Genomic DNA, 22,507 nt, shown 5'->3' with positions numbered 1-22,507 from the left:
CGCCGGGCAGCTGTGATGTGACCGCCCGGGCGGTCACTCGTTCAGCGCTTCTCGTGCGTCTGCTGCCAGATCTGCACGCCCGCCTCGTCGTAGCCGATGATCTGGAAGCGTTCGTAGCTGATGTTGCGGGCACGATCGTAGGTCCCGGCGAACAACCGAATGCCGAGGTTCCACGGGTCCGGCCGGGTGACGGCCGACACGGACCGGCCGTCGCCGAAGAGCAGGGTGACCCGGGCGGTCTTCGCGCTGGCGATGCCCAGCCAGCGCTTGTCGTGCTCGGCCAGCTCCACGGGGTACTTCTTGCCGTCCAGGTCGGTCAGCAGGCGGTCGGGCTCGACGAAGTGCATGACGATAGCCAGCCCGTTCAGCTTCCAGAGCAGCTTGCTCGGTGTCTTCTTGTAGAGATCCACGGAGAGACCCCCTGGCATTTGCACGGCAGGGCCGACCGGCTCGCCCACGGCCTTGGCGAAGCTCGTGGGATTTCTCTTGAGCCGTGACACGGTTCTGCCCTGGGCGTCCGCGAACTCGAACGCCGTCACCCTCTGACCTGAGGGCGCGGACACAGTCCAGATGCCCTGAGGAGCGCCCTTCGGCCGGTACATCAGCCCGGTGGCCTCGCCGCCGCCTTCGATCACGGCGGTGACACGGGCGACCTCGGCCCGCGCGGTGCCGAAGTACAGGGTTACGCCCGTGGACGGCGCGGGGAACGACTCGGTCGAACCCTGCTCGGTAACCTTCCGGTCATCGAGCGGCTTGCCGCACCGTTCCATCATGACGCCGTTCCGGCTCTCGTAGATCTGGCAGAGTACCGTGCCCGTCTTTCCCTTGGCGTACCAGAGGGTCAGGGGCCGCTCCTCGGACGGGTTGTCGATCACCAGACGCTCACCCAGCGGGGTCTTGCCGTCCATGGCACTGGGGATGCGGTGGCCTGGGTTGATGGTGCCGATGGCGACGACGTCACCCTGCTGCCCGCCGGTGGCCGTCAGCGTGACCGGCAGGGCCACGGCGGTGACGGCCAGTGCCACGACGATGGCCTGGCTGCGTGTCCTGCGCCGTCGCGACCGCGACACGACCTCGGCACGCAGCCCGGAAGGCGCCTTCGGCGCATGCTCGGCGGCGTGGCCGAGGGTCGAACGCAGATGGGATTCCAACTGGTCGGTCATGCGAGGCTCCCGTCGATCGCTGAGGGGTGGGGCACGGTGGAACGGAGCTTGGCCAGGCCGAGCGACGCGTGGCTGCGCACGGTCCCCCGGGAGATGCCGAGCACCCCGGCGATCTCCTCGTCGGCGAGGTCCTCGTAGTACCGCAGGACCAGCACGGCCCGCTGCTTGCGCGGCAGGCCGGCCAGCGCCTGCCACAGGTCCTGCTCGATGCCGGAGGGCAACACGTCGAGCTGGGCGGTCTCGGGCAACGCCCAGTCGAGCCGCTCGCGCCTGCGCAGCCGCCAGACGCTGATGTGCAACCTGGCCATGATCATCCTGGTGTAGCTCTCGGGAGCCTGCTTCTGGCGCACCCGGGGCCAGGCCCGGTGCAGCCGGATCAGCGCCTCCTGGGTGAGGTCGGCCGCGTCGTGCGGGTTGCCGCTGAGCAGGTAGCCGTAGCGCAGCAGGGCATCGGCCCGTTCCGCGACGAAGTCCTCGAAGCGGGAAATGTCTTCCAATGGCCTGTGCCTTTCCTTGGTCCGTCACGGCATAGACGGGCCGAGGGGCCGAACCGTTGAATCAGATCTGGACCGGAGTGGCGACGGAGGGCGTGCCAGAATAATGGGGAAACGTTTTCCCAGCTAGCTGCGGGAGCTTGGACAGATGGCAGACCAACCGGCCGGGCGGCTCACGTATCGCAACCCCGTGCTCAACGCCGACTGGCCTGATCCGGACGTCATCCGCGTCGGTGAGATGTACTACCTGGTCGCGTCGAGCTTCAACCGCGCGCCCGGGCTGCCCGTCCTGCGCTCGCCCGACCTGCTGCGCTGGGAGCTGATCGGCCGCGCGCTGCCCGCCGTGCCGCCGGCGGAGCACTTCTCGGTGCCCCGGCACGGCGGCGGAGCGTGGGCACCCTCCATCAGGCATCACGACGGCCTGTTCTGGATCTTCTACCCCGACCCCGACCACGGGGTTCATGTGCTGACGGCGGCGGACCCGGCGGGGCCCTGGTCGGCGCCCCACCTCCTGCTCCCCGGGCCCGGTGTGATCGACCCCTGCCCGCTGTGGGACGACGACGGCCGCGCCTGGTTGGTGTTCGGGTGGGCGAAGAGCCGTAGCGGCATCAGCAACCGGCTGTCGCTGGTCGAGATGACGCCCGACGCCCGCGAGATCATCGGCACGCCCGTCACCGTCATCGACGGGGATGCCCTGCCCGGCTACTCGACGCTGGAGGGGCCCAAGGTCTACAAGCGCGATGGCTGGTACTGGATCTTCGCCCCGGCCGGGGGCGTCGCGACCGGCTGGCAGTCGGTGTTCCGGTCACGGTCGCTGTCGGGCCCGTACGAGGACCGCGTCGTCCTGGAGCAGGGTGACACGCCGGTCAACGGGCCGCACCAGGGGGCCTGGGTCACCACGCCGGAGGGCGAGGACTGGTTCCTGCACTTCCAGGACCGTGGCGTGTTCGGACGGGTGGTCCACCTGCAGCCGATGCGCTGGGGGGACGACGGGTGGCCGGAGATGGGGGTGGACGGACGTCCCGTCCTGGAGCACCCGGCGCCGGCCCGCGCCTCGGAGGCGGGCCTTGACTCGGCCTCGGCGCTGGACCCTCACCCCGCCGGTGCTGAGCAGATGGAGCCGGAGCGGGACGACGACTTCCGGGCGAGGAAGCTCGGGCCGCAGTGGCACTGGCAGGCGAATCCGGCTCCCGGCCTGCTGCGTCTGGACGGCGACGGTCACGCGAGACTACGCGCGATGCCCAACGACCGGGGCAACCTGCGGAACCTGCCACAGGTGCTCGGCCAGCAGATGCCCGGCGTGGCCGCGCAGTTCACCACCACCCTCCGGCTGGCGGCGGACGAGCCGGGGACCAGGGCCGGAGTGCTCGTGCTGGGCGCCTCTTACGCGTACGTGGGGTTGGCGCGCGACCGTGACGGGGTCAGCGTCGAGGTCCGGACGTTTGAGGACGGTGACGAGGGCGAAGTGAGGCGGTTCAGCACGCGACTGCCCGATGAGGCCGCGATCGTTGGGCTGCGGATCGACTCCGATGACGCGGGGATCTGCGCGTTGCGGTTCCGCAACGGCGCCGATGCGGGGGCGGGCGCTGGTGACGGCGCTGGTGACGACGGCTGGGTCACCGGCTTCGAGGGGTTCCAGGCGGAGCAGGGGCGCTGGATCTCGGCGGAGCTCGGCCTGTTCGCCGCCGCCCCGCCTGGAACCTCCGGCGAGGGCACGGCCGTCTTCGGCCCGGTGACCATCCATCCCCGCTAGAACCGTCGGCACGGCGCGTCACGGGCCAGGGGCGGGACCCCGTACTGCCACGGACCTCGATGCGGGGGCGGAAGCTGAGGTCGTGGTCCGGCCGCTCCCCGTCGAGCAGCGCGGTCAGGCGATCGCCTCCAGCCCGATCGAAGGGGCCCTTCTTCCTCCGGCCTGAGCGTCGGCCGATCCGTTCAGCTGTACGTCCTGTCAGCTGTACGTTCCTGTCAGCTGTACGTCGTGGCGGCGCCGGTGTGGCAGCTGATCTCCATGCCGTCCTCCACCGGGAAGGCGACGCTGACGTATCCGTTCGCCGGATCGCGTACGTAGTCCAGATAGTCGGCCATCGAGGCGAAGGTGACGTCGTCGGCCACCACCAGCGCGCCCGGCGCCAGCCGGGGCTCCAGCAGCCGGAGCACCGGCAGGCTCAGCTCCTTCCACCCGTCCAGCAGCACCAGGCCGATCGGTCCTGGCACGTCGGCGAGGGTGTCCAGGGCGTTGCCGGGCAGGATCGTCACCACGTCGCCGAGACCGGCCTCGGCCAGGTTCGCGCGTGCGGTGGCGACCTTGGCCGCGCTCATCTCGGTGCCGTACACCCGGCCCGTGCCGTTGTCGGCGACCGCGGCGGCCAGGTACACCGTGGAGATCCCGAACGAGGTGCCGAACTCCACGACGGTCTCCGGGCGGGCGGCCCGCACCAGCGTGTAGAGGAGGTCGCCGCCCCGAGCGGAGATCGGCAGGTACAGGGCCGCCAGGGCGTCGGCGCGCTCCTGGGCGGTGGCGGTCTCCAGGGAGCCGCCGGGGAGCGGCCCGCGCGGCGCGTCGTCGTCGAGTGCCGCGGCGGCGAACAGTCGGTCGAGCACGGTACGGACCAGCGGAGAGTGCAGAGTGTTTGTCATGACACATAGATTAGACGCACCGTTGCGTCTTGTCTAATGGGAAGGTATGTGCCCTTACGATCGGGGTTGTGGAGAAGCGTGAGCTGGGCAGGACGGGCAGGCAGGTCGGCGTGGTCGGCCTCGGGGCGTGGCAACTGGGCGCCGACTGGGGCGCGGTCGGAGAGGATGACGCGCTGGCCACGCTGCACGGCGCCGTCGACGCCGGGGTGACGTTCATCGACACCGCCGACGTGTACGGCGACGGGCGCAGCGAGCGGATCGTCGGGCAGTTGATCAAAGAACGCCCCGGTCTGACGGTGGCCACCAAGATGGGGCGCCGGGTACCGCAGGAGGTGTCGGCCTACACCCTGGACAACTTCCGGGCCTGGAACGACCGGTCCAGGAAAAATCTCGGCGTGGACACCCTCGACCTGGTGCAGCTCCACTGCCCGCCGACTCCGGTCTATTCGGACCAGGCGGTCTACGACGCGCTCGACACCATGGTCGAGGAGGGCAGGATCGCCGCCTACGGCGTGAGCGTCGAGACCTGCGCGGAGGCGCTGACCGCGATCGCACGGCCGAACGTCGCCACCGTGCAGATCATCCTCAACGCCTTCCGGCTGAAGCCGCTGGAGGAGGTGCTGCCGGCGGCGGCCGCGGCCGGGGTCGGGGTCATCGCCCGGGTCCCGCTGGCCAGCGGCCTGTTGTCGGGCCGGTACGACGAGCACACCCGCTTCTCCGACGACGACCACCGCGCCTTCAACCGGCACGGGGAGGCGTTCGACGTCGGTGAGACGTTCTCGGGCGTCGACTACGCCACCGGGCTGCGGGCCGTGGCGAGGCTCAAGCCGCTGGTGCCGGAGGGGATGACGACCGCCCAGTTCGCGCTGCGGTGGATCATCGACCAGCCCGGCGTCAGCGTGGTCATCCCCGGGGCCCGCGACGCACGGCAGGCCGGCGCCAACGCCGCCGCGGCCAGGCTTCCCGCGCTCACGGAGGAGACCCGGACGGCGGTCACGGCCGTCTACGACGAGCTGATCCGCCCCCAGATCCACCACCGCTGGTAAGCAAGCCACCGCTGGTCACAAGCCGGACCCGAGACGCGCGGGCCGAGGGGGCGCCGGTTCGGGGCCAGGTTACTGCTGGCCGGGTCCGCGGGCCGGGGTCGGGGCGGGGCCGGCCGTGCCGTCGGTGAACCGGCTTAAGTGCCGGACCAGTGCATCGAGAACCACCAGGTCTTCCCCCGGCTCGATCGTCTGCGGGTTCAGCGCGATCGCGTCGTCGGGTACGCCGAACACGCCGACCGCGATCCGCGGGTCCCCGTCCCACAAAGCCCGCACCAACCCGTCCCGGGTCCAGCCGCTGGTCGTCAGCAATCGGACAACCGCTCGCCCGTGCGGCTGGCCCGCCTCACTCGGGTACCCGCGCTCGGCAACGACACCCGGCACTCCGCGCAAGCCGGCAATCCACCGGTCGACAATCTGCTCATAGCTCGCGAGCAGCGCCTCCTCGTCCTGCTCCAGCGTCCACTCGACCGCGGCGTACAGCCCGAGCAGCTCTTCCTTCCCGACCTTCATCCCGCGCCCGATCTGCTGATTCGGTGACGCATGCGCACGGCACCTGTCGACAATCCACCGCTTCCCCAGCACCAGCCCGCTGGACTGCGGTCCGCGCAACCCTTTCCCACCGCTGAAGATCACGGCATCCGCACCGAGCTCCGCGGTGAATCGCCACAGCGAGGAGACGGGTGGAATCTGGGCCGCCGCATCCACGATCACCGGCACAGCCGGTGGACCGGTGAGGCCCGGGGTGCCGGCGGGGGCCGGGCCGGCTGGGGCGAGCTCCCGGGCGACTCGGATCACGTCCTCGATCGGCAGAGCATCCGCCGCGTAGTGGGCGCCGGCGAACCACAGCAGGCAGGCGGGGCGTCGTACCAGGGCGGCTCGGAGCTCCTCGATCGACGGGCCGACTTCCACGATGCGGGCGCCGGTCAGGCGGGCCGCGTAGTCGTAGCCGTTGCGTTGGCCGGCGAACATGACGACCTCGGCATCGGCCGGGAACGCCTGCGCGGGCTCACCGACACACGACGCCACCGTGAGGGTGATCGCCGCCGCGGCACCAGAGGTCACGCAGGCCGCCTCGTTACGGGTGAGCGTGGCCAGGCGCTCGCCGACGCGGTCGTGGAGTTCGGGCAGGTCGACGAAGTGGGCCGCCCCCTCCGTCATCGCCTTCAGCACCGAAGGCGGCATCAGCGAGCCGCCCAGTGCGGTGAGTGTCGCGGAGGCGTTGATGACGGGCCGGACCCCGAATGGATGAGTCACACGAGGAACTTCGACATCGGTGGAACCCCGGAGAGTTCGGCCAGCCAGGCATCCAGGAAGTCGTTGTCGGTGCCGTCGAGGTGGGTCAGCTTGTAGACACTCGCGGCAGGCAAGGCCTCGACCAGCGCGGCACACCAGTCGGGATCGTCGACGGCGAGCAACGTCCGAGCGGTCACCGCGGACGCATGCCGGACCGGATCGAAGGAGGCAAGAGTATTGCCGACGATCTGCGCCGACGAGCCGGCACGGAGGTGATCGTTGAGCTCCTCGAGGGGATAGTGACTCGACTTCAGCCGCGCCTCTGCCGCCCGGTAGAACAGCAACTCTGAGAGCCGGACCGCGCTGAACCCGGGCCGCCGCGCAGCCGTCAGCAGCGCCAGGTCGTCCCCGCTCACGGCCACCCGCGCCGGATCGACCTCCTCCAGGCTCATCAGGAACTCTGCGGCCCGCAGGCAGTCCGCCGCGATCCCGCGGTAGATGTACGACGCCGGGTCGTCGATGCCCATCGTCAGCAATCCCGGGTAGGCCGCCGAGAACCCTTCGTCGGCCAGCCGCTGACCACGGTGCGTCAGGCCGAACACGACGTACCGGCTCCGATCGTTCGGATGCGGCATGTCGTTGACGCTCCCGTAGCGCGGCGTCCGCAGGAGCGCGGGGAACGGCCCGTCACCGGCCGGGATGCTGAGCTGACCGAAGACGCGGTACGGCCCGGTGCTGGTGAGCCGCACGGTGTAGCTGGTCGCCTCGTCCGTCGTCCGCGCCGGCACCAGGTCGAGCACGGGCCGAGCAGGGATCGCGGCCAACTCTTCGTCGACGGCGGACCAGTAGCCGTCGAAGTCCATTGGTTCACCGTCGTTCATTGGTTCACCGTCGTTCATCGGTTCACCGTCCCGGGGTGAGGTGTTCGGCAAGGAAGTCCTCCACGATCCGCATCACGCCCGGCAGCCCGGCGTGGTGCGCGCAGTGCGGGTAGGTGTGCAGGGTGGTCTCACACGTCAGCACCCGCTGCAGCGCGAAGCCGGTCTCCGGCGGGCACACGTCGTCCTCGAGCCCGAGGTACAGCAGCGTCGGCGCCCGCACCTTCGGCGCGAAGTTGAGCCCGTCGTAGTACGCGACCGTCTCCCGCACCCGGTCGACGTCCTTCGGGTGCACCCGCAAGTACTCGTTGATCTCCTCGTACGGATACGACCGGGTCAGTGTCGGCGCGGTCATGATCCCGCACAGGTACGGCGCTCCCGCCGCCACGCACCGGATCACGTCCGGCAGGAGCGCGGCTGTCGAGATCCCGAGGCCACCGCCCTGACTCGACCCCTGCAGTCCGATCCGCAGATTGTCGACTTCTTCACGATCGAGCAACACCTCGACCGCCCGCACCACGTCGAGGTAGAACCCGCGATACCCGTATGTGTTGTGGTCGACGATGTTGTGCGTCAGCAATCCCGGGTAGCCCGGGTTGAACACGTCGTTCGACCGCAGCTTTCCGCGCGGCGCCACCGCGAGCGCGGCGTACCCGAGCTCGGACCATTCCTTCGGGATCGTCGGCTCGGACATGTAGCCGGGGATCGTCACCAGCGCCGGGTACTGAGCCGGACGCGGGGCTGGATGCGGGGCCGGCCGATCGCGCGGGACGGTGTACCAGCCTGCGATCCGCAGACCGCCATAGCTGGTGTAGCGCAGATCGTAGACAATCACCTTGTCCGTGGACAGCGACGGCATTTCGGTGAGGACCGGGTCCAGCGGGTACGACGCGCAGTCCGCCAGGCCGGCCGCCCAGAAGTCGTCGAAGTCGTCCGGCAGCTCGACCTCGACGATCGCGTTCTCGGGGTCTCTCAAGAGCGTTCCTCTCGATGAGGGGGTTGCGGGGGCGGTGCCTATGCCCGCTGCGGTGCGTGCAGCGCGGTGCCGTCGGAGGCCTTGAACAAATGCAGGCGGTCCTGGTTGAAGCCGACATACACCGTGCTGTCATGACCCAGCCGGAACGGCACCGGGACGCGAGCCTTCAGTAGCTCGCCGTCGATCCGGACCGTGACGAGGACATCCGGACCGAGCGGCTCGGACACGAACACCTTCCCGGGCTGGTAGCCCGCGACCGGTGTCGGCGACAACCTCACGTCCTCCGGCCGGACGCCCAGGACGACGGCCGGGTCGTCCGGCGAAACGTCGTAGCGGCCCAGCTCCTGGCTCAACGCGCCGCTGCGGAAGGTCCGGACGCCGTCTACGTCGGTCAGCTCACCGGTGACGAAGTTCATCGGCGGCGAGCCCATGAACGAGGCGACGAAACGGTTCGCCGGGCGTTCGTAGATCTCATCCGGCGTCGCGCACTGCTGGACCACGCCGTCGCGCATCACCGCGATCCGGTCCGACATCGTCATCGCCTCGACCTGGTCGTGGGTGACGTAGATGAAGGTCCGGGCGACATCCACGTGCAGCCGCTTGATCTCCGCACGCATCAGCACCCGGAGCTGCGCGTCCAGGTTGGACAACGGCTCGTCGAGCAGATACGCACCGGCGTCCCGCACGATCGCGCGACCGAGCGCGACTCGTTGCCGTTGGCCACCGGACAGCTCACGCGGCTTGCGATCCAGCAGGTCCTCGATGTCCAGCGTCCGGGCCGCCCGCAGCACCTGCTCCGCGATCGTCGCCTTGGGCACCCGCATCATCTTCAGCGCGAACCCGATGTTGTCCCGGACGGTCTTGTGCGGGTAGAGCGCGTAACTCTGGAACACCATCGCGACGTCGCGCTTGTTGGCCGGCAGCCAGCTGACCGGCTTGCCGTCGAAGAAGATGTTGCCCTCGGAGGCCCGTTCCAGGCCGCAGATCATTCGCAGGGTCGTCGACTTTCCACAACCGGACGGGCCGACCAGGGTGAGGAACTCCTGATCCTCGATGGTCAGATTCAGGTCGTTCACCACGGTCTTGCCGCCGAACGACTTGGTGATGCCTTCGAGTCGAACCTCTGCCATCTGTCAGCCCTTCACGGATCCGGCGGCCATGCCCTGGACCAGCTTGCGCTGGAAGAGCAGGGCCAGTGCCAGGGGTGGGACGACCGCGAGCACGCCGGCCGCGGCCATCACGGTGAACTGGGTGTTGAAGTCGGTGGCGAAGTTCGCCGCCACCACCGGGATCGTCTTCGCCGCCTTCGTGCTGGTCAGGAACAACGCGAACATGAACTCGTTCCACGCGGTCATGAACGCGAACACCGCGGCCGCGACCAGCCCCGGCGCCGCGACCGGCAGGAACACCGACCACATGGTCCGGAACCAGCCGCACCGATCCACCCGGGCCGCCTCCTCGAGCTCGCGTGGCACCGAGCGGAAGAAGTCCTTCAGGATCCAGATCGTGATCGGCAGTGCGAACGTCGTGTACGAAAGGATCAGCGCCAGGTAGCTGTCCAGCAGCCCGAACGTGCGCATCAGCAGGTAGAACGGGATGATGATCGCGATCCCCGGCACCATCCGGGTGAGCAGGTAGAGCACCAGCAGCACCTGGCTGCCGCGGAACTTCAGCCGCGAGAACGAGTACGCCGCGAACGTGGCAAGCACGAGATTCAGGATCGCCGTCGAGGTGGCGACGATCAGACTGTTCCGCAAGGAGTACGGCGTCTCGTCGATCGCCCGGCCGCCGACGAGTTGCTGGGCCTCACTCGGATGAAGGAAGCCGAGATAGTTCTCCAGCGTCGGGTTGACCGGAATCCAGTGCGGCGGAACGGAGATCGCATCCACCTCGTGCATGAAGCTCATCGCGACGATCCAGTAGAACGGCAACGCCAGATACAGCGCGAACGCGACCGCCAGCACGTACAGGACGATCTTCTTCCAGGGGATTCGGTAGCGCAGGGGGACCTTCACGATGGTGCTCATACCTCGAAGTTCCCCTTTCGGTAGAGCAGTCCGATGTAGCCGACCGAGATCAGGAGGGTGATCGCGGTGATCACCCAGGCGTAGGCGCTGCCCAGGCCGAAGTCGGTGAAGGTCAGGACGGTCTGCACGTCGAGCAGGGCGATGGTGGTGGTCGCGTCACCCGGTCCGCCACCGGTCAGTACGTAGATGGTGTCGAAGGCGCGGAACGCGTTCATCGTCTCGAGAATCAGCACGATCAGCAGTGGGTGCAGCAACCACGGCAACGTCACCTGGACGAACCGCTGCACCACACCCGCTCGGTCAACGGTGGCGGCGTCGTACAACTCTGCGGGGATCGTGGACAATCCGGCGAGCAGAATGATGACCGAGAACGGGAGCGTGTTCCACACCTGGGCCAGTGCGGTGAACAGGAACGCGCCGGTCCCGGACGTCAGCCAGGCGTGATATTCGTCGATCAGTCCGAGCTGCGTCAGCAGACCGTTCAGGGCACCGGTCTTCGCGTCGAAGATGGTCCGCCACATCAGGCCGTTCACCACCCCCGGCATCGCCCAAGGCAGCAAAGCCAGGCTGAGCAACAGACCGCGGCCGCGGAACTGCTCGTTCAGCACCAGCGCCAGGATCAGCGCGAGTACGACGGTCAGCCCGAGAACCACGAGGACGAACAGGGCCGACACCTTCAGCGCGGACAGGAACGCCTGATCGCTGAGCAGGGCCTGGTAGTTGTCCAAGCCGATGAACTTGTTCGCCCGCGGGCGCTTCAGGTTGTTCCGTTGCAGGCTGACCCAGAACGAGTACGCGATCGGGTAGGCGACCAGGAGGGTGATCACGATCATGGCCGGCGCGTTCAGCGCCCAGGCCTTGGCGTTGTCGCCCAGCGGCCGACGTTCGGCGACGGCCATCCTCAGTTGTACTTCTTCTTCAGCGTGTCAACGGACTGCGCCAAGCTCGCCACCGCCGCGGACGGCTGCGTCTGGTTGCTCAGCACGCCCTGCACGACCTTGTGCATCTCGATTTCGAACTCGGTGTACCACGGCACGCCGAGCACGTTGCGCGGCTTGGCGATCTCGCCCAGGTGGGCGTAGATCGCCGGGTCGGCGAACTTCTCCAGCGATGCGGTGATCTCCGGGTCTGTCGCCATCGACCTGTAGGCGAACCCGAGACCACGCTGCAGGAACCAGAACTTCGCGGTGTGAGGCTTCTTGTTCGCGTCGAGTCCACCCAGGTAGGTGAGCAGCTTGAACGCGTTGTCCTTCACCTCGGTGTCCTTGGCCAGCGCATAGAGCCGGGTGTTGCTGACCGTCCCGTGCACCTGACCATCGAGGCTCGGTATCAGCGCCATCCGGATCTTGCCCGCGGCCTTGGACTTGGTCGCGTCGTTGTAGTCGCGGTTGGCGTACCGCGCGCCGATGGTGTACGCGTACCGGTTCGCCTTCATCGCATTGTCGATCGGGACCGGCAGCAGTTGCAGGCAGGCCGGGTCGATCACCTTCGACTTGTTCGCCGCCTGCTGCAGCCAGGCGAAGACGTCCTTCGTCACGGTGTCGGTGGTGTTCATGATCGGCGCCTGCTGGTCGTCGAACATGTTGCCGCCGCTGCCGAAGACCAGCGCCCACACCCAGGACCACCAGGTGTCGGACAGTTGCGCCGGTATGCCGATCGGGTACTGCAGGAGGCCCGCGTTCTTGATTTTGACCGCCTGCGCTTCCAGCTCCTCCAGGCTGGCAGGGGGTTTCGTGATCCCGGCCTTGGCAAGAATGCCGGTGTTGTAGGTCAGGCAGTTGGAGTCGGTGTAGTACGGCAGGCCGTAGCGCTTGCCCTGGTACGTCATCGCGGACGCGTTGCCCGGGTAGATCGCGGCGTACACCTCGTCGACGCCGGCCATGCCGTCGAGCGGCTGCAGGTAGTCCCCCTCGACCCAGCCCGCGAGGGAATCGTCGTACACATAAAGGGCGTCCGGGCCGCCGCCACCGGTGAACTCGGCGACTACTTTCTGAACGTACTGCGCACTCGTGATCGGGGTGTAGTTGACCTTGATGTTGCTCGTCTTGGTGAAGTTGTCGAGGTTCTGCTGGACGAGTGCGGCCTCGTAGTCCCAGCCCTCGAACTTCACGCTGCCGTCGCCGGAGCCTCCGGACTTGTCGTTGGAGCAGGCGGACAGCAGGGGCGATGCGGCGGGCAGGGCCAGGCCGAGGCCTGCGTACTTCAGGATCTGGCGGCGGTTGAGCTCCATGGTTGTCCCTTCAACGCGGTGAGCGCAGTAAGGCTTGGGCGATGCGTAGCCGGTACAGACGCGTCGGGCGTCCTTTCGGATGGTGCTGAGCAGTGCCTTCGACGCTCACCAGGCCCCCAGCGTCGAGTGTGCGGATCAGCCGGCGGCCGCTCTGATCCGTGATGCCGAGATGGTCGGCGAGCTCACCGGGCGAGATCGCGCGACCTTCCAGTTCGTGCTCCAGTGCCGCCAGGCGGGAGACGGTCGCGGCACTGAGGCCGACGGACTTCGCGAGCTGCTCGACGTCGTCGCCGTGCTCGCGGTAGGAGTAGCTGAGCGTCGCCCGGAACGGACCCATCGGGCCGATGATGACGCCGCTGTCCTCGATCAGGTATCCGCATGGTTCGCTCTCCCGCTCGGCCCGGGCGGCCGCCTGCTCGGCCAGGGCCACACAGCCGCGGGCGGACGCGCCGACGCCGAACCCGGCCGAGACCTGCGCGCCGAGCGCCGCGGCCGCCTCGGCGAGCGCGGGTACGGCCACCCAGTTGCGGGTGATGCGCTCGAACAAGGCCTTGTGGGCGAAGACGACGACACCGCGCCGGCCGCGGTCCTCGATCCACGCGCCGGCGAACTCCGGGGTGTTGAGCAACAGATTCATCAGGCCGATCCGGGCCCGTTCCTCGTCCTGCGAATGCGAGATCAGGAAGACTCCGGCGGCGAAGCGTTGTGCGCTGGCGCGCTCGGACTCGATCCGGAGCGCGAGCTCGTGCAGCTCGGTCCGGATCGTCGCCGGCACCGGCATGCCGCTCATGATCGGGATCTCGCCGGTCAGCTGCTCGCGGACGGCGGCGCGGACGCTGATCACGTAGCTGCGCTCGCCGAACCGGTGGTAGGCGGAACGGTGGAACTCGACGATGTCCTCCACGGATTGCGTGGGGGCGTACGGCAGGCAGTCGATGGCCTCGGCGTCGAGCTCGAGCGCGGTGGCGACCGCCTCGACCGCCTCGGCGGGAAAGGTGTCGATGCTGACCGGGGTGCGACCCCAGCCACGCTCCTGGGCGCGGTAGAGCGCGAGGGTCAGGTCGAGCGCCGACGAGCGGATCACGCCGACCGGGAGGCCGGGTGGGAGGAGTTCGCGGCTGGCCGTGTACGGGACCGGGCCGGCCAGGAAGCCGTCGAGCCGGGTCGTGCTCAGGAACTCGCCGACCTTGGCGCGGATCTCGTCCTCGTGGTCGTAGCTCACCCACTCCAGGTCGACCCCGCCGAGCGTGTTCGCGGCTTCCCGGAACAACTCCCCGTGCATCGAGTGGGTCACCACTCCGATCACCATGGCCACGGCACCCCTTTACGAACTAGGTTCGTAAATGACTCGTAAATCCGATGCCGACCAAACTCCCTCCTCTCGGGGGCCCAGGTCAAGGGATCAGCCCAAAGAACTTCGCCAGTGACGACAAACAGAAAGCGTGCCCGGCGCCGAGAGGCACCGGGCACGCGAGGAGAGCCGGCGTCAGCCGGTACGGAGAGTCAGCCCGTACGCGCTGAGGATCTCGTTGACCGGCTGGAAGTAGGTCGTCCCGCCGCTGCTGCAGTTACCGGAGCCGCCGGAGGTGACGCCCTGGGCCTGGCTGCCGGAGATGAACGAGCCGCCGGAGTCGCCGGGCTCGGCGCACACGTTGGTGCGGGTGAGGCCGGTGACGGTGCCCTCCGCGTACCTCACGGTGGCGTTGAGCTGCTGGACGGTGCCGCAGTGCCAGCCGGTGGTCGAACCGGAGCGGCAGATGGAGGAGCCGACGCCGGCCGCGGTGGAGCCGCGGACGGTGACGTTGGCGCCGCCGGAGCCGCGTACGTACGGCGTGGCGGTGTTACCGGGAGCCGCGACCCAGGAGTAGTCGTTGCCCGGGAACGAGGCGCCCTGGAAGGTGCCCGTCGGGTTGGTGGTGTTGTTGGCCACCCGGCAGTGCCCGGCGGAGACGAAGCCGGGGGTGCTGCCCTTGGTGACGGCGAAGCCGATGCTGCAGCGGGCGGAGCCGATGTAGTAGGGGGCGCCGCCGACGATGTTGATCAGGGTCCGCGGCTGCTCACCGGAGACGGTCACCCGGATCGCGTTCCGGTCGACGCCGGCGGCCGTGGCGAGGGCGTCAGCGGCCGTCTGCTGGCCGGCGACGATGACGACGCTGTTGGTGGTCACGTCGATGTACCACAGGGACGCGCCGGCCTTGGCCTGGTCCGACGCCCGGTCGATCTGGTCCTTGATCGCGGTGAGCTGGGCCAGCGTCCGCGGGACGAGCACGGGTTGCGCGCCCTTCGCCTCGATGGCGCCGGTGGTGGCCGGGTCCGTCGTCGCGACCATAAGCTTGGAGGCGTCGGCGCTCAGCCAGGAGCCGCCGTAGGAGGCGCCGAGGGAGGACGTCAGGGCGGCCTCCGTGGCCGCCGCGCGCTGCTCGTTGGCCAGGCGGGTGATGACCTGCTGCTCGGACAGGCCGAGGTCGCGTTCGAGGGAGTCGATCACGGACGGCGGGGTGGACTCCGAGGGGACGGGAGTCGGAGCGGCCGCCGCGGCGGGGGTTAGGGGGGTGGCGGCCAGGCAGGCTGCCACGATGGTGGCGCCTAAGAGAGGCCAGCGCTTACTCCGCATGTGCACTCCTTTGTGGGGGTGCCTGTCAAGCTAGCGGTTGCTAGGAATTGGCATAGATGGCAAACGACCCCTATCACGGTGGTATGGGCCCTCCGCTCGCGGTGGTGGTATGGCCCTCCGCCGGTTGATCAGCGGGCCCCAGCGGCTGGTCAGCCGCCCAGGCCGCGGACGATGAGGTCGACCGCCGTCTCGAAGGTGCGGTCGGCCTCCTCGGCGTCCTGGCCCTGGCCGATGTGCCCGGCGGCACCGGCGAACGCCAGGCCCGCCACGAACCCGTACAGTACGTCCGCCGTGCGCCGCAGCTCCTCCTGCGGCACGCCCGCGGCCTCCAGGATCGGGAACAGCACGCCCCACAGGCCGCCCTCCCGGTCGGCGGTGATCTCCGGGTGGGCGTACACGTAGCGCCACATCGACGGGTGGTCGAGGGTGAGCCGGCGAAAGGCGTGCGCGAGGATGCGCAGCCGCTCCTGCCAGGGCAGCGTTTCGTCCGGCGGGAGATCGAGGCGCTGGACATTGGTGGCGCAGATCTGCGTGAGCAGCGCCATCTTGTTGTCGACGTGGTGATAGAGCGACATCGGATTGACATCGAGTTCGGCGGCCAGCTTGCGCATCGACAGCCCTTCCACGCCCACCTCGTCCACCATGCGCAACGCCGTGGTGTAGATCTCCTCGAGGGTCAGCGGGGTTCCCCTGCGCGCGCTCACTGCCATACGCCGTATGGTAGCGTGCGCCATACGGTGTATGGCTACCCGACAGGAGTGCTGATGAGAGAGATCCCCGCCCCCCGTGGGCTACCGATCGTCGGAAACGCGTTCCAGGTGCCCGCGCACTCGCCCATGACCTACTTCGAGGAGGTCGCGCGGGCGCACCCGGAGGGCATCTACCAGCTCGACCTGCTCGGCCGGCACATCGTGGTGATCCACGATCCGGACCTGGTGGCCGAGGCCTGCGACGAGACGAGGTTCCGCAAGGAGATCAACCCGCCCTTGTCGATCGTCCGCGACTTCGCCGGCGACGGGCTGTTCACCGCCAGGCCGGACGAGCCCGTCTGGGGTCACGCGCACCGGATCCTCATGCCGGCCTTCAGCCAGCGGTCGATGAAGGCGTACTACCCGCAGATGCTGGAGGTCGCCGACCGGCTCGTGGAGTCCTGGGCGGGGCGTCCGGGGCAGGATCTGCCGGTGGCCGACGACATGACCAGGCTCACCCTCGACACGATCTCGCTGACCGGGTTCGGCTACCGGTTCGACTCCTTCGACTCGCCTGAGCTGCACCCGTTCCTGACGGCGATGGGTGGCGCGCTGACCGAGGCGATGCTGCGCAACCAGCAGCTCCCGTTCGTCACCAAGCTCAAGCGCAAGCAGGAGGTGGCCTACCAGGCCGACATCGAGCTGATGCGCGAGCTGGTCGACGACGTGATCAGGCGGCGCCGCGCGGAGGACGGCGCCGCCGCCACCAAGGACCTGCTCGGCCTGATGCTGGAGGCGTCCGACCCCAAGACCGGCGCCCGGCTCTCCGACGCCAACATCCGCGACCAGGTCCTCACCTTCCTGATCGCCGGACACGAGACCACCAGCGGCCTGCTCTCCTTCGCGCTGTACAACCTGCTGCGCGACCCCCACACCCTCGCCAGGGCCTACGACGAGGTCGACCGGCTGCTGCCCGGCGACGAGCCGCCGGCCTACGAGACGGTCATGAAGCTGGACGTGATCTCCCGGATCCTGGAGGAGACGCTGCGGGTCTGGTCCCCGATCCCGGCCTTCACCGTGAACGCCATCGCGGACACCACGCTCGGCGGTGAGTACGAGGTGGCGGCGGGGGCGCCGGTCGTCGTCCTGCTGCCGTCGCTGCACCGCAACCCGAGGGCGTGGGATAGGCCCGACGAGTTCGACATCGACCGCTGGCTGCCCGAGAACAAGCGCGACCATCACCCCGCCGCCTACAAGCCGTTCGGCAACGGCGAGCGGGCCTGCATCGGCCGCCAGTTCGCGCTCACCGAGGCCAGGCTGGCGCTGGCGATGATCCTGCGGCGCTTCGCCGTCTCCGACCCCGCCGTCTACAAGATGAAGATCAAGCAGACGCTCACCCTGAAGCCCGACGGGTTCACCGTCCGGGTGCGCGAGCGCCGTCCCCACGAGCGCGCCACCGTGCTCGGCCAGCCGATCGAGGTGGAGGAGCAGCAGGACATCGCCGTCACCGGCGTCGCGCTCACCGTCGCCTACGGCTCCAACCTGGGCACCTGCGCCGACGTCGCCGAGCGGCTGGCCGAGCGCGCCGGGCGGGCCGGCTTCGCCACCACGCTGACCACCCTCGACGAGCTGGTCCCGCCGAGCGAGGGGCTGCTCCTGGTGGTCGCCTCCTCCTACAACGGCAAGGCGCCCGACAACGCCCAGCGCTTCGACGCGCTGGCGGAGCTGCCCGACCTGTCGGGAGTACGGCTGGCGCTGCTGGGCTGCGGCAACACCCAGTGGCCCACCTACCAGGACTTCCCCCGCCGCGCCTTCGCCAAGCTGACGGCGGCCGGTGCCGTACCCCTGATCGAGCGGGGCGAGGCCGACGCCGACGGCGACTTCGACGGCGACGTGTCGGCGTGGACCGCCAAGCTGTGGGCGGCGACGGCGGAGGAGTACAGCGCGTCGGCCGCCGACGCGGGGCCCCGCTACCAGATGGAGGTGCTCAGCGAGGCGGAGGTGCGGCCCGCGGTGGTGTCCGCGCGGGCGTTCCCGCTGACCGTGGTCTCCAACGAGGAGCTGACCGGCGACCCGGCCGGGCTGTGGGACTTCTCGCTGGAGGCGCCGCGGCCCGGCGTGCGTTCGATCGTGGCGCGGCTGCCGGAGGGCGTGACCTACTCGGCGGGCGACCACGTGGCCGCCTTCGCCAAGAACGACCCTGAGCTGGTGGAGTGGGCGCTGCGCTGCCTGCGCGTCCCGCGCGAGCAGGTCGTACGCCTGCGCACCGGCGGGGCCACGCACCTGCCCGTGGACACGCCGGTGACGGCGGGGCTGCTGCTGACCGAGTTCGCCGAGTTGCAGGAGGTGGCCACCAGGTCGGACCTGGCGGCACTGGCCGCGCACACCTCGTGCCCGTGGACGCGGGGCCAGCTCGACACGCTGACCGCCGACTACGCCGACGAGATCCTGGCCAAGCGGGTATCCCCGCTGGCGCTGCTCGACCGCTTCCCGGCGATCGAGCTGCCGCTGCCGGTCTTCCTGGAGATGGCCGGGCCGATCCGGCCGCGCTACTACTCCGTCTCCTCCTCGCCGCTGGCCGACCCCGGCCTGGTCAGGGTCACCGTCGGACTGGTGGAGGGCCCCGCCTGGTCGGGCAGCGGCGCATATCGCGGGATGTGCTCGGCCTACCTGGCCGGGCTGGCTCCGGGGGAGAGCTTCTACGGCTACATCCGGGTGCCCGCGCCGCCGTTCCGGCTGCCCGAGGACCCCGCCACGCCGGTGATCCTCGTCGGTCCCGGCACCGGGTTCGCGCCGCTGCGGGGGTTCCTGGAGGAGCGGGCGCTGATCGGGGCCACCGGGCGGGCCGAGGTGTTCGCCGGGTGCCGCCATCCTTCGCACGACTGGCTCTACCGGGATGAGGTGGAGGGCTGGGCGTCGGCTGACGGGGTGCACGTGACCGTGGCCTATTCGGCGGTGGCCGGGCATCCGTACCGGTTCGTGCAGGACGCGATCGCCGCGCGGGGCGAGGCGGTGTGGGAGCTGCTGGCGGCCGGGGCGTACGTGTACGTCTGCGGTGACGGGCTGCGCATGGCGCCCGCCGTACGGCGCGCGTTGCTCGCCATCCACCGGGACAAGACCGGGACGGACGGAGCGGCGTGGCTGGCCGCGCTCGAAGAGCAGGGTCGTTACCAGCAGGACGTCTTCGCCTGATCTCCGCGTTCTTGGGCGCCACCTGCGCGAAGCCGCAGGTGGCGCTGGGCGAACCTTTATTCCAAAACCCGGATTAGCGGTCCATCCTTGGATATAAGTGCAGCATGCGTGACATATCCGTGGAACATGCTGGAAACCTTTCACGGGCACTGTGAGAGCCTCTGGAAAGGGGGCGGTTCATGCTGCTCAGACTGAGGGTGTCGTTGCCGGACCGGCCCGGGGGGCTGGGCCAGGTCGCGCGGTCACTTGGCGCGTTGGGTGCCGACATCTTGCAGGTCACCGTGCTGGAACGGGAGACGGGCCGGGCGGTGGACGACTTCACGGTGTCCTGGCCGGGGAAGGTGACGCCGGAGGAGGTGCGCGACCGGCTCTCGGCCGTCCCGGGCGTACGCGTCGAGGGGGTCTGGCCGACCAAGGACCTACCGGGCTCGGCGCCCGACTACGACCTGCTCATGCACGTCGCGTCGGAGCCGTCGCGGGGGATCGCGACGCTGGTGGACGCACTGCCAGGGCTGTGCGGCGCCGAGTGGTCGATGGCACTGGCGGGTGACGTCGTACGCCATGCCAGTCTGGGCGCGCCGGAGGTGTTCGAGCTGCTGGAGCCGCCGCTCAGGGCCGCCACGCGGGCGGCCGACGACCTTCGGCTGATGCTGCTGCCGGTCGCCACCCACGGGCTGCACGTGGTCGTCGCCCGCGCGGCGGGACCGCACTTCCACCGTGCCGAACTCGAACGCGCCGCGCGCATCGTGGCCGTCGTCTCCAAACTGTCCTCGGTGGTCGCCTCGCCCCGCTGACACATACGGCGAGGTTTGTCCGAGGGGACGCTCCTCCGACGCGCGTATCGTTGGCCCCGGCCGTGGTAGCGCTGAGGAGGAACCGGTGGATTTCGAGCTGAGCGACGAGCAGAGGGCCTTCCGGGAGACCCTGCGGGCCTTCGTCGACAAAGAGATCATGCCCGTCGCCATCGAGTGGGAGCACTCCGGACGCTACCCCACGGAGATCGTCGACAAGATGAAGGCGATGGGGCTCTTCGGCCTCAGCGTGCCCGAGGAGTACGGCGGGCTCGGGGCGGACATGGTGTCGTTCGCCCTGGTCTTCGAGGAGATCGCCCGGGGCTGGATGGGGGTCGCGGGCACCATCGGGTCTCACTCGCTGGCCTGCTGGATGATCGCTCGGCACGGCACCGAGGAGCAGAGGTCACGCCATCTCCCGGATCTGGCCGCCGGAGCCCGCCGTACCGGTATCGCGCTCACCGAGCCCGGGGCCGGGACCGATCTGCAGGGTATTCAGACCAGGGCGGTACGCGACGGCGATCACTATGTCGTGACCGGCACCAAGACCTGGATCACCAACGCCCGCCACGCCGATCCGTTGCCCGTACTGGTGAAGACGTCCGTCACCGAACCCGCGCACAAGGGGATGTCGGTGCTGCTCGTCGATCCGGCGGCCGAGGGGTTCGGGGTCAGCCGGGACCTGCCCAAGCTCGGCTACAAGGGGACCGAGACGTGCGAGGTCGTGCTCGACGGTGTGCGCGTGCCCGTGGACGCGCTGCTCGGCGGGGTCGAGGGGCGGGGCATGCAGCAGGTGCTCGGCGGGCTGGAGATCGGGCGGATCAACATCGCCGCCCGCGCTGTCGGCGTCGCCCAGGCCGCCTACGACGCCGCGCTCGGCTACGCTCGCGAGCGCAACGCCTTCGGCCAGCCCATCGCCGACTTCCAGGCCGTGCAGCTCAAGCTGGCCGACATGGCGACCGAGATCCAGGCGGCCCGGCTGCTGACCTACTGGGCGGCGTCCCAGGCCGACAGCGGGAAGCGGGTCGACATGGAGGCGGGGATGGCCAAATACTTCGCCTCCGAGGTGGCGTTGAAGGCGTCGCTGGAGTCGATGCGCATTCACGGTGGATATGGCTATTCGCAGGAGTTCGTGGTCGAGCGGCTCTACCGGGACGCGCCGCTGATGGCCATCGGCGAGGGTACCAACGACGTCCAGCGGCTGGTGATCGCCCGTTCGCTCGTCTCCGGCAAGAACCACGTCGGCTGGTGATGGCTCGACGGGCGCGGTAGAGCACGCGACTTGTTGGGCAAATGAGGTGCTATGACCGGTCAGCACGATTCCAGCTCTTCAGGCCTTTCAGATGAACCTGCGCATGGGCACGGTCATGGGCACGGTCATGGTCATGGTCATGAGGGCAAGCGTGGGCGCGGTGGGATCAGAGGGCTGCTGGCGAAGGCCGGGCATGCTCTCGCGCCGCACAGCCACGACAGCGCCGACAAGACCGACGCCGCCCTGGAAGGCAGCAGTCGCGGGCTACGTGTGCTGGCCGTCTCGTTCGGCGTGCTGCTGGTCACCGCCGCCGTCCAGGCCGTCATCGTCGTCATGTCCGGCTCCGTCGCGCTGCTCGGCGACACGCTGCACAACGTCGCCGACGCGCTCACGGCCGTACCGCTCGCGATCGCGTTCTCGCTCGGCCGCCGGGCCGCCACCCGCCGCTTCACCTACGGGTACGGCAGGGCCGAGGACCTGGCCGGCATCGCCATCGTGCTGATCATCGCCGCCTCCGCCGTCCTGGCCGGGTACGAGGCGGTCACCCGGCTGTTCCACCCCCAGGACATGCGGGCCGTCGGGTGGGTGGCCGCGGCGGCCGTGGTCGGGTTCCTCGGCAACGAGTGGGTGGCCCGCTACCGGATCGGGGTCGGCAGGGAGATCGGCTCCGCCGCGCTGGTCGCCGACGGGCTGCACGCCAGGACCGACGGCTTCACCTCGCTGGCCGTGCTCATCGGCGCGGGCGGCGCGGCGCTGGGCTTCCCCCTCGCCGACCCGATCGTCGGCCTGCTCATCACCGTAGCCATCTGCTTCGTGCTGCGCGACGCCGCCCGCGAGATCTACCACCGGCTCATGGACGCCGTCGACCCGGCCATCGTCGACGAGGCCGAAGTCATCCTGGGCGGCGTCGAGGGAGTCGAACGCGTCGGCTCCGTACGGCTGCGCTGGATCGGCCACGCGCTGCACGCCGAGGTGGAGATCCTGGTGGGTCACGAACTCTCGCTCGTGGACGCGCACGCCGTGGCGGTGGCCGCCGAACACCGCCTCATCCACGACCTGCCCAGACTGCGCGCAGCGACCGTACACACCGACCCGCACGGCCCCGCGGGCGCCGACCATCACGCCCCGCTGACCAGCCACCGCTGACCAGCCACCGCTGACCGGCCGCTGCAGACCAGCCATCGCTGCCCAGTCGCTGCTGACCGGCCGCCGCTGCCCAGTCGCTGCTGAAACCCGGTCTCCGCCGACTTGGCGGCATCACTCGTCCTGGTAAGGGTAGGTT

Annotated in this window: 19 protein-coding genes; 6 read left to right on the top strand and 13 right to left on the bottom strand. The window is 69.3% G+C overall.

Annotated features, from left to right (window positions below; all coding sequences use genetic code 11):
• Positions 1-41: 41 nt before the first annotated feature.
• On the bottom strand, positions 42-1,163 hold the full coding sequence (locus AB0H88_RS19495; RefSeq protein ID WP_357646229.1) for a hypothetical protein: 1,122 nt from the start codon (positions 1,161-1,163) through the stop codon (positions 42-44).
• Positions 1,160-1,660, bottom strand: a complete 501-nt coding sequence (locus tag AB0H88_RS19490) for a SigE family RNA polymerase sigma factor (protein ID WP_357646227.1) — start codon at positions 1,658-1,660, stop codon at positions 1,160-1,162. The genes AB0H88_RS19495 and AB0H88_RS19490 overlap by 4 nt, the downstream gene beginning before the upstream one ends.
• A 145-nt stretch (positions 1,661-1,805) precedes the next feature.
• Here AB0H88_RS19490 and AB0H88_RS19485 point away from each other — a divergent pair, with 145 nt between their 5' ends.
• Positions 1,806-3,410 (top strand): family 43 glycosylhydrolase, encoded by a 1,605-nt coding sequence (locus AB0H88_RS19485; protein ID WP_357646225.1) that lies wholly within the window; start codon positions 1,806-1,808, stop codon positions 3,408-3,410.
• 215 nt (positions 3,411-3,625) lie between these two features.
• Here the strand turns inward: AB0H88_RS19485 and AB0H88_RS19480 are convergent, their stop codons facing one another.
• Complete coding sequence (locus AB0H88_RS19480) at positions 3,626-4,297, bottom strand: class I SAM-dependent methyltransferase (protein WP_357646224.1); 672 nt, start codon at positions 4,295-4,297, stop codon at positions 3,626-3,628.
• 68 nt (positions 4,298-4,365) lie between these two features.
• Between AB0H88_RS19480 and AB0H88_RS19475 the strand changes: the two genes are divergently transcribed.
• On the top strand, positions 4,366-5,343 hold the full coding sequence (locus AB0H88_RS19475) for an aldo/keto reductase (protein WP_357646222.1): 978 nt from the start codon (positions 4,366-4,368) through the stop codon (positions 5,341-5,343).
• 69 nt (positions 5,344-5,412) lie between these two features.
• Here the strand turns inward: AB0H88_RS19475 and AB0H88_RS19470 are convergent, their stop codons facing one another.
• The 10 genes from AB0H88_RS19470 to AB0H88_RS19425 form a co-directional block, all read right to left on the bottom strand.
• Positions 5,413-6,597, bottom strand: a complete 1,185-nt coding sequence (locus AB0H88_RS19470) for a hypothetical protein (RefSeq protein WP_357646221.1) — start codon at positions 6,595-6,597, stop codon at positions 5,413-5,415.
• The gene (locus tag AB0H88_RS19465) at positions 6,594-7,457 is read right to left on the bottom strand and encodes an acetylxylan esterase (protein WP_357646219.1); all 864 of its coding nucleotides are present in this window, start codon (positions 7,455-7,457) and stop codon (positions 6,594-6,596) included. Before AB0H88_RS19465 ends, AB0H88_RS19470 begins: the two co-directional genes overlap by 4 nt.
• Before the next feature lie 22 nt (positions 7,458-7,479).
• The gene (locus AB0H88_RS19460; RefSeq protein WP_357646217.1) at positions 7,480-8,430 is read right to left on the bottom strand and encodes an acetylxylan esterase; all 951 of its coding nucleotides are present in this window, start codon (positions 8,428-8,430) and stop codon (positions 7,480-7,482) included.
• A 38-nt stretch (positions 8,431-8,468) separates the two neighbouring features.
• Entirely contained in the window at positions 8,469-9,560 is a 1,092-nt protein-coding gene (locus AB0H88_RS19455) for an ABC transporter ATP-binding protein (RefSeq protein WP_357646215.1), read from the bottom strand.
• A 3-nt stretch (positions 9,561-9,563) separates the two neighbouring features.
• Positions 9,564-10,457, bottom strand: coding sequence for a carbohydrate ABC transporter permease (locus AB0H88_RS19450; RefSeq protein ID WP_357646213.1), 894 nt, complete (start codon positions 10,455-10,457; stop codon positions 9,564-9,566).
• Complete coding sequence (locus tag AB0H88_RS19445; RefSeq protein ID WP_357646211.1) at positions 10,454-11,356, bottom strand: sugar ABC transporter permease; 903 nt, start codon at positions 11,354-11,356, stop codon at positions 10,454-10,456. The genes AB0H88_RS19450 and AB0H88_RS19445 overlap by 4 nt, the downstream gene beginning before the upstream one ends.
• A 2-nt stretch (positions 11,357-11,358) precedes the next feature.
• Positions 11,359-12,687 carry an extracellular solute-binding protein gene (locus AB0H88_RS19440; RefSeq protein ID WP_357646209.1) on the bottom strand — a complete coding sequence of 443 codons (1,329 nt, stop codon included), beginning with the start codon at positions 12,685-12,687 and terminating at the stop codon, positions 11,359-11,361.
• A gap of 10 nt (positions 12,688-12,697) precedes the next feature.
• Positions 12,698-14,002, bottom strand: coding sequence for a helix-turn-helix domain-containing protein (locus AB0H88_RS19435; protein WP_357646207.1), 1,305 nt, complete (start codon positions 14,000-14,002; stop codon positions 12,698-12,700).
• A gap of 171 nt (positions 14,003-14,173) precedes the next feature.
• Positions 14,174-15,301 (bottom strand): S1 family peptidase, encoded by a 1,128-nt coding sequence (locus AB0H88_RS19430; RefSeq protein WP_357646205.1) that lies wholly within the window; start codon positions 15,299-15,301, stop codon positions 14,174-14,176.
• A gap of 149 nt (positions 15,302-15,450) precedes the next feature.
• Complete coding sequence (locus AB0H88_RS19425) at positions 15,451-16,011, bottom strand: TetR/AcrR family transcriptional regulator C-terminal domain-containing protein (RefSeq protein WP_357646203.1); 561 nt, start codon at positions 16,009-16,011, stop codon at positions 15,451-15,453.
• 54 nt (positions 16,012-16,065) lie between these two features.
• On the opposite strand from AB0H88_RS19425, the gene AB0H88_RS19420 reads away from it, so the two are divergent.
• The 4 genes from AB0H88_RS19420 to AB0H88_RS19405 all read left to right on the top strand — a co-directional run bounded on the left by AB0H88_RS19420 (position 16,066) and on the right by AB0H88_RS19405 (position 22,371).
• Positions 16,066-19,182: a cytochrome P450 gene (locus AB0H88_RS19420; protein ID WP_357646202.1), complete on the top strand. Its 3,117-nt coding sequence runs from the start codon at positions 16,066-16,068 to the stop codon at positions 19,180-19,182.
• 179 nt (positions 19,183-19,361) lie between these two features.
• Positions 19,362-19,976: an amino acid-binding protein gene (locus AB0H88_RS19415; RefSeq protein ID WP_357646200.1), complete on the top strand. Its 615-nt coding sequence runs from the start codon at positions 19,362-19,364 to the stop codon at positions 19,974-19,976.
• Between the two features lie 85 nt (positions 19,977-20,061).
• Positions 20,062-21,225 (top strand): acyl-CoA dehydrogenase family protein, encoded by a 1,164-nt coding sequence (locus tag AB0H88_RS19410; protein ID WP_357646198.1) that lies wholly within the window; start codon positions 20,062-20,064, stop codon positions 21,223-21,225.
• Between the two features lie 51 nt (positions 21,226-21,276).
• The gene (locus AB0H88_RS19405) at positions 21,277-22,371 is read left to right on the top strand and encodes a cation diffusion facilitator family transporter (protein ID WP_357646196.1); all 1,095 of its coding nucleotides are present in this window, start codon (positions 21,277-21,279) and stop codon (positions 22,369-22,371) included.
• The last annotated feature ends 136 nt before the right edge of the window (positions 22,372-22,507 follow it).

The organism is Nonomuraea sp. NPDC050680 (assembly GCF_040654555.1).
Classification (GTDB): Bacteria; Actinomycetota; Actinomycetes; order Streptosporangiales; family Streptosporangiaceae; genus Nonomuraea.
The sequence above is the reverse complement of the archived record's forward strand: the minus strand, read 5'-3'. Positions and strand labels throughout refer to the sequence as shown.

Coding starts and splice junctions, on each gene's coding strand:
- AB0H88_RS19485 (WP_357646225.1), top strand. CDS start 1,806: ATGGCAGACCAACCGGCCGGGCGGCTCACGTATCGCAACCCCGTGCTC.
- AB0H88_RS19450 (WP_357646213.1), bottom strand. CDS start 10,457: ATGAGCACCATCGTGAAGGTCCCCCTGCGCTACCGAATCCCCTGGAAG.
- AB0H88_RS19430 (WP_357646205.1), bottom strand. CDS start 15,301: ATGCGGAGTAAGCGCTGGCCTCTCTTAGGCGCCACCATCGTGGCAGCC.
- AB0H88_RS19425 (WP_357646203.1), bottom strand. CDS start 16,011: ATGGCAGTGAGCGCGCGCAGGGGAACCCCGCTGACCCTCGAGGAGATC.
- AB0H88_RS19480 (WP_357646224.1), bottom strand. CDS start 4,297: ATGACAAACACTCTGCACTCTCCGCTGGTCCGTACCGTGCTCGACCGA.
- AB0H88_RS19415 (WP_357646200.1), top strand. CDS start 19,362: ATGCTGCTCAGACTGAGGGTGTCGTTGCCGGACCGGCCCGGGGGGCTG.
- AB0H88_RS19420 (WP_357646202.1), top strand. CDS start 16,066: ATGAGAGAGATCCCCGCCCCCCGTGGGCTACCGATCGTCGGAAACGCG.
- AB0H88_RS19455 (WP_357646215.1), bottom strand. CDS start 9,560: ATGGCAGAGGTTCGACTCGAAGGCATCACCAAGTCGTTCGGCGGCAAG.
- AB0H88_RS19405 (WP_357646196.1), top strand. CDS start 21,277: ATGACCGGTCAGCACGATTCCAGCTCTTCAGGCCTTTCAGATGAACCT.
- AB0H88_RS19495 (WP_357646229.1), bottom strand. CDS start 1,163: ATGACCGACCAGTTGGAATCCCATCTGCGTTCGACCCTCGGCCACGCC.
- AB0H88_RS19440 (WP_357646209.1), bottom strand. CDS start 12,687: ATGGAGCTCAACCGCCGCCAGATCCTGAAGTACGCAGGCCTCGGCCTG.
- AB0H88_RS19445 (WP_357646211.1), bottom strand. CDS start 11,356: ATGGCCGTCGCCGAACGTCGGCCGCTGGGCGACAACGCCAAGGCCTGG.
- AB0H88_RS19465 (WP_357646219.1), bottom strand. CDS start 7,457: ATGAACGACGGTGAACCAATGGACTTCGACGGCTACTGGTCCGCCGTC.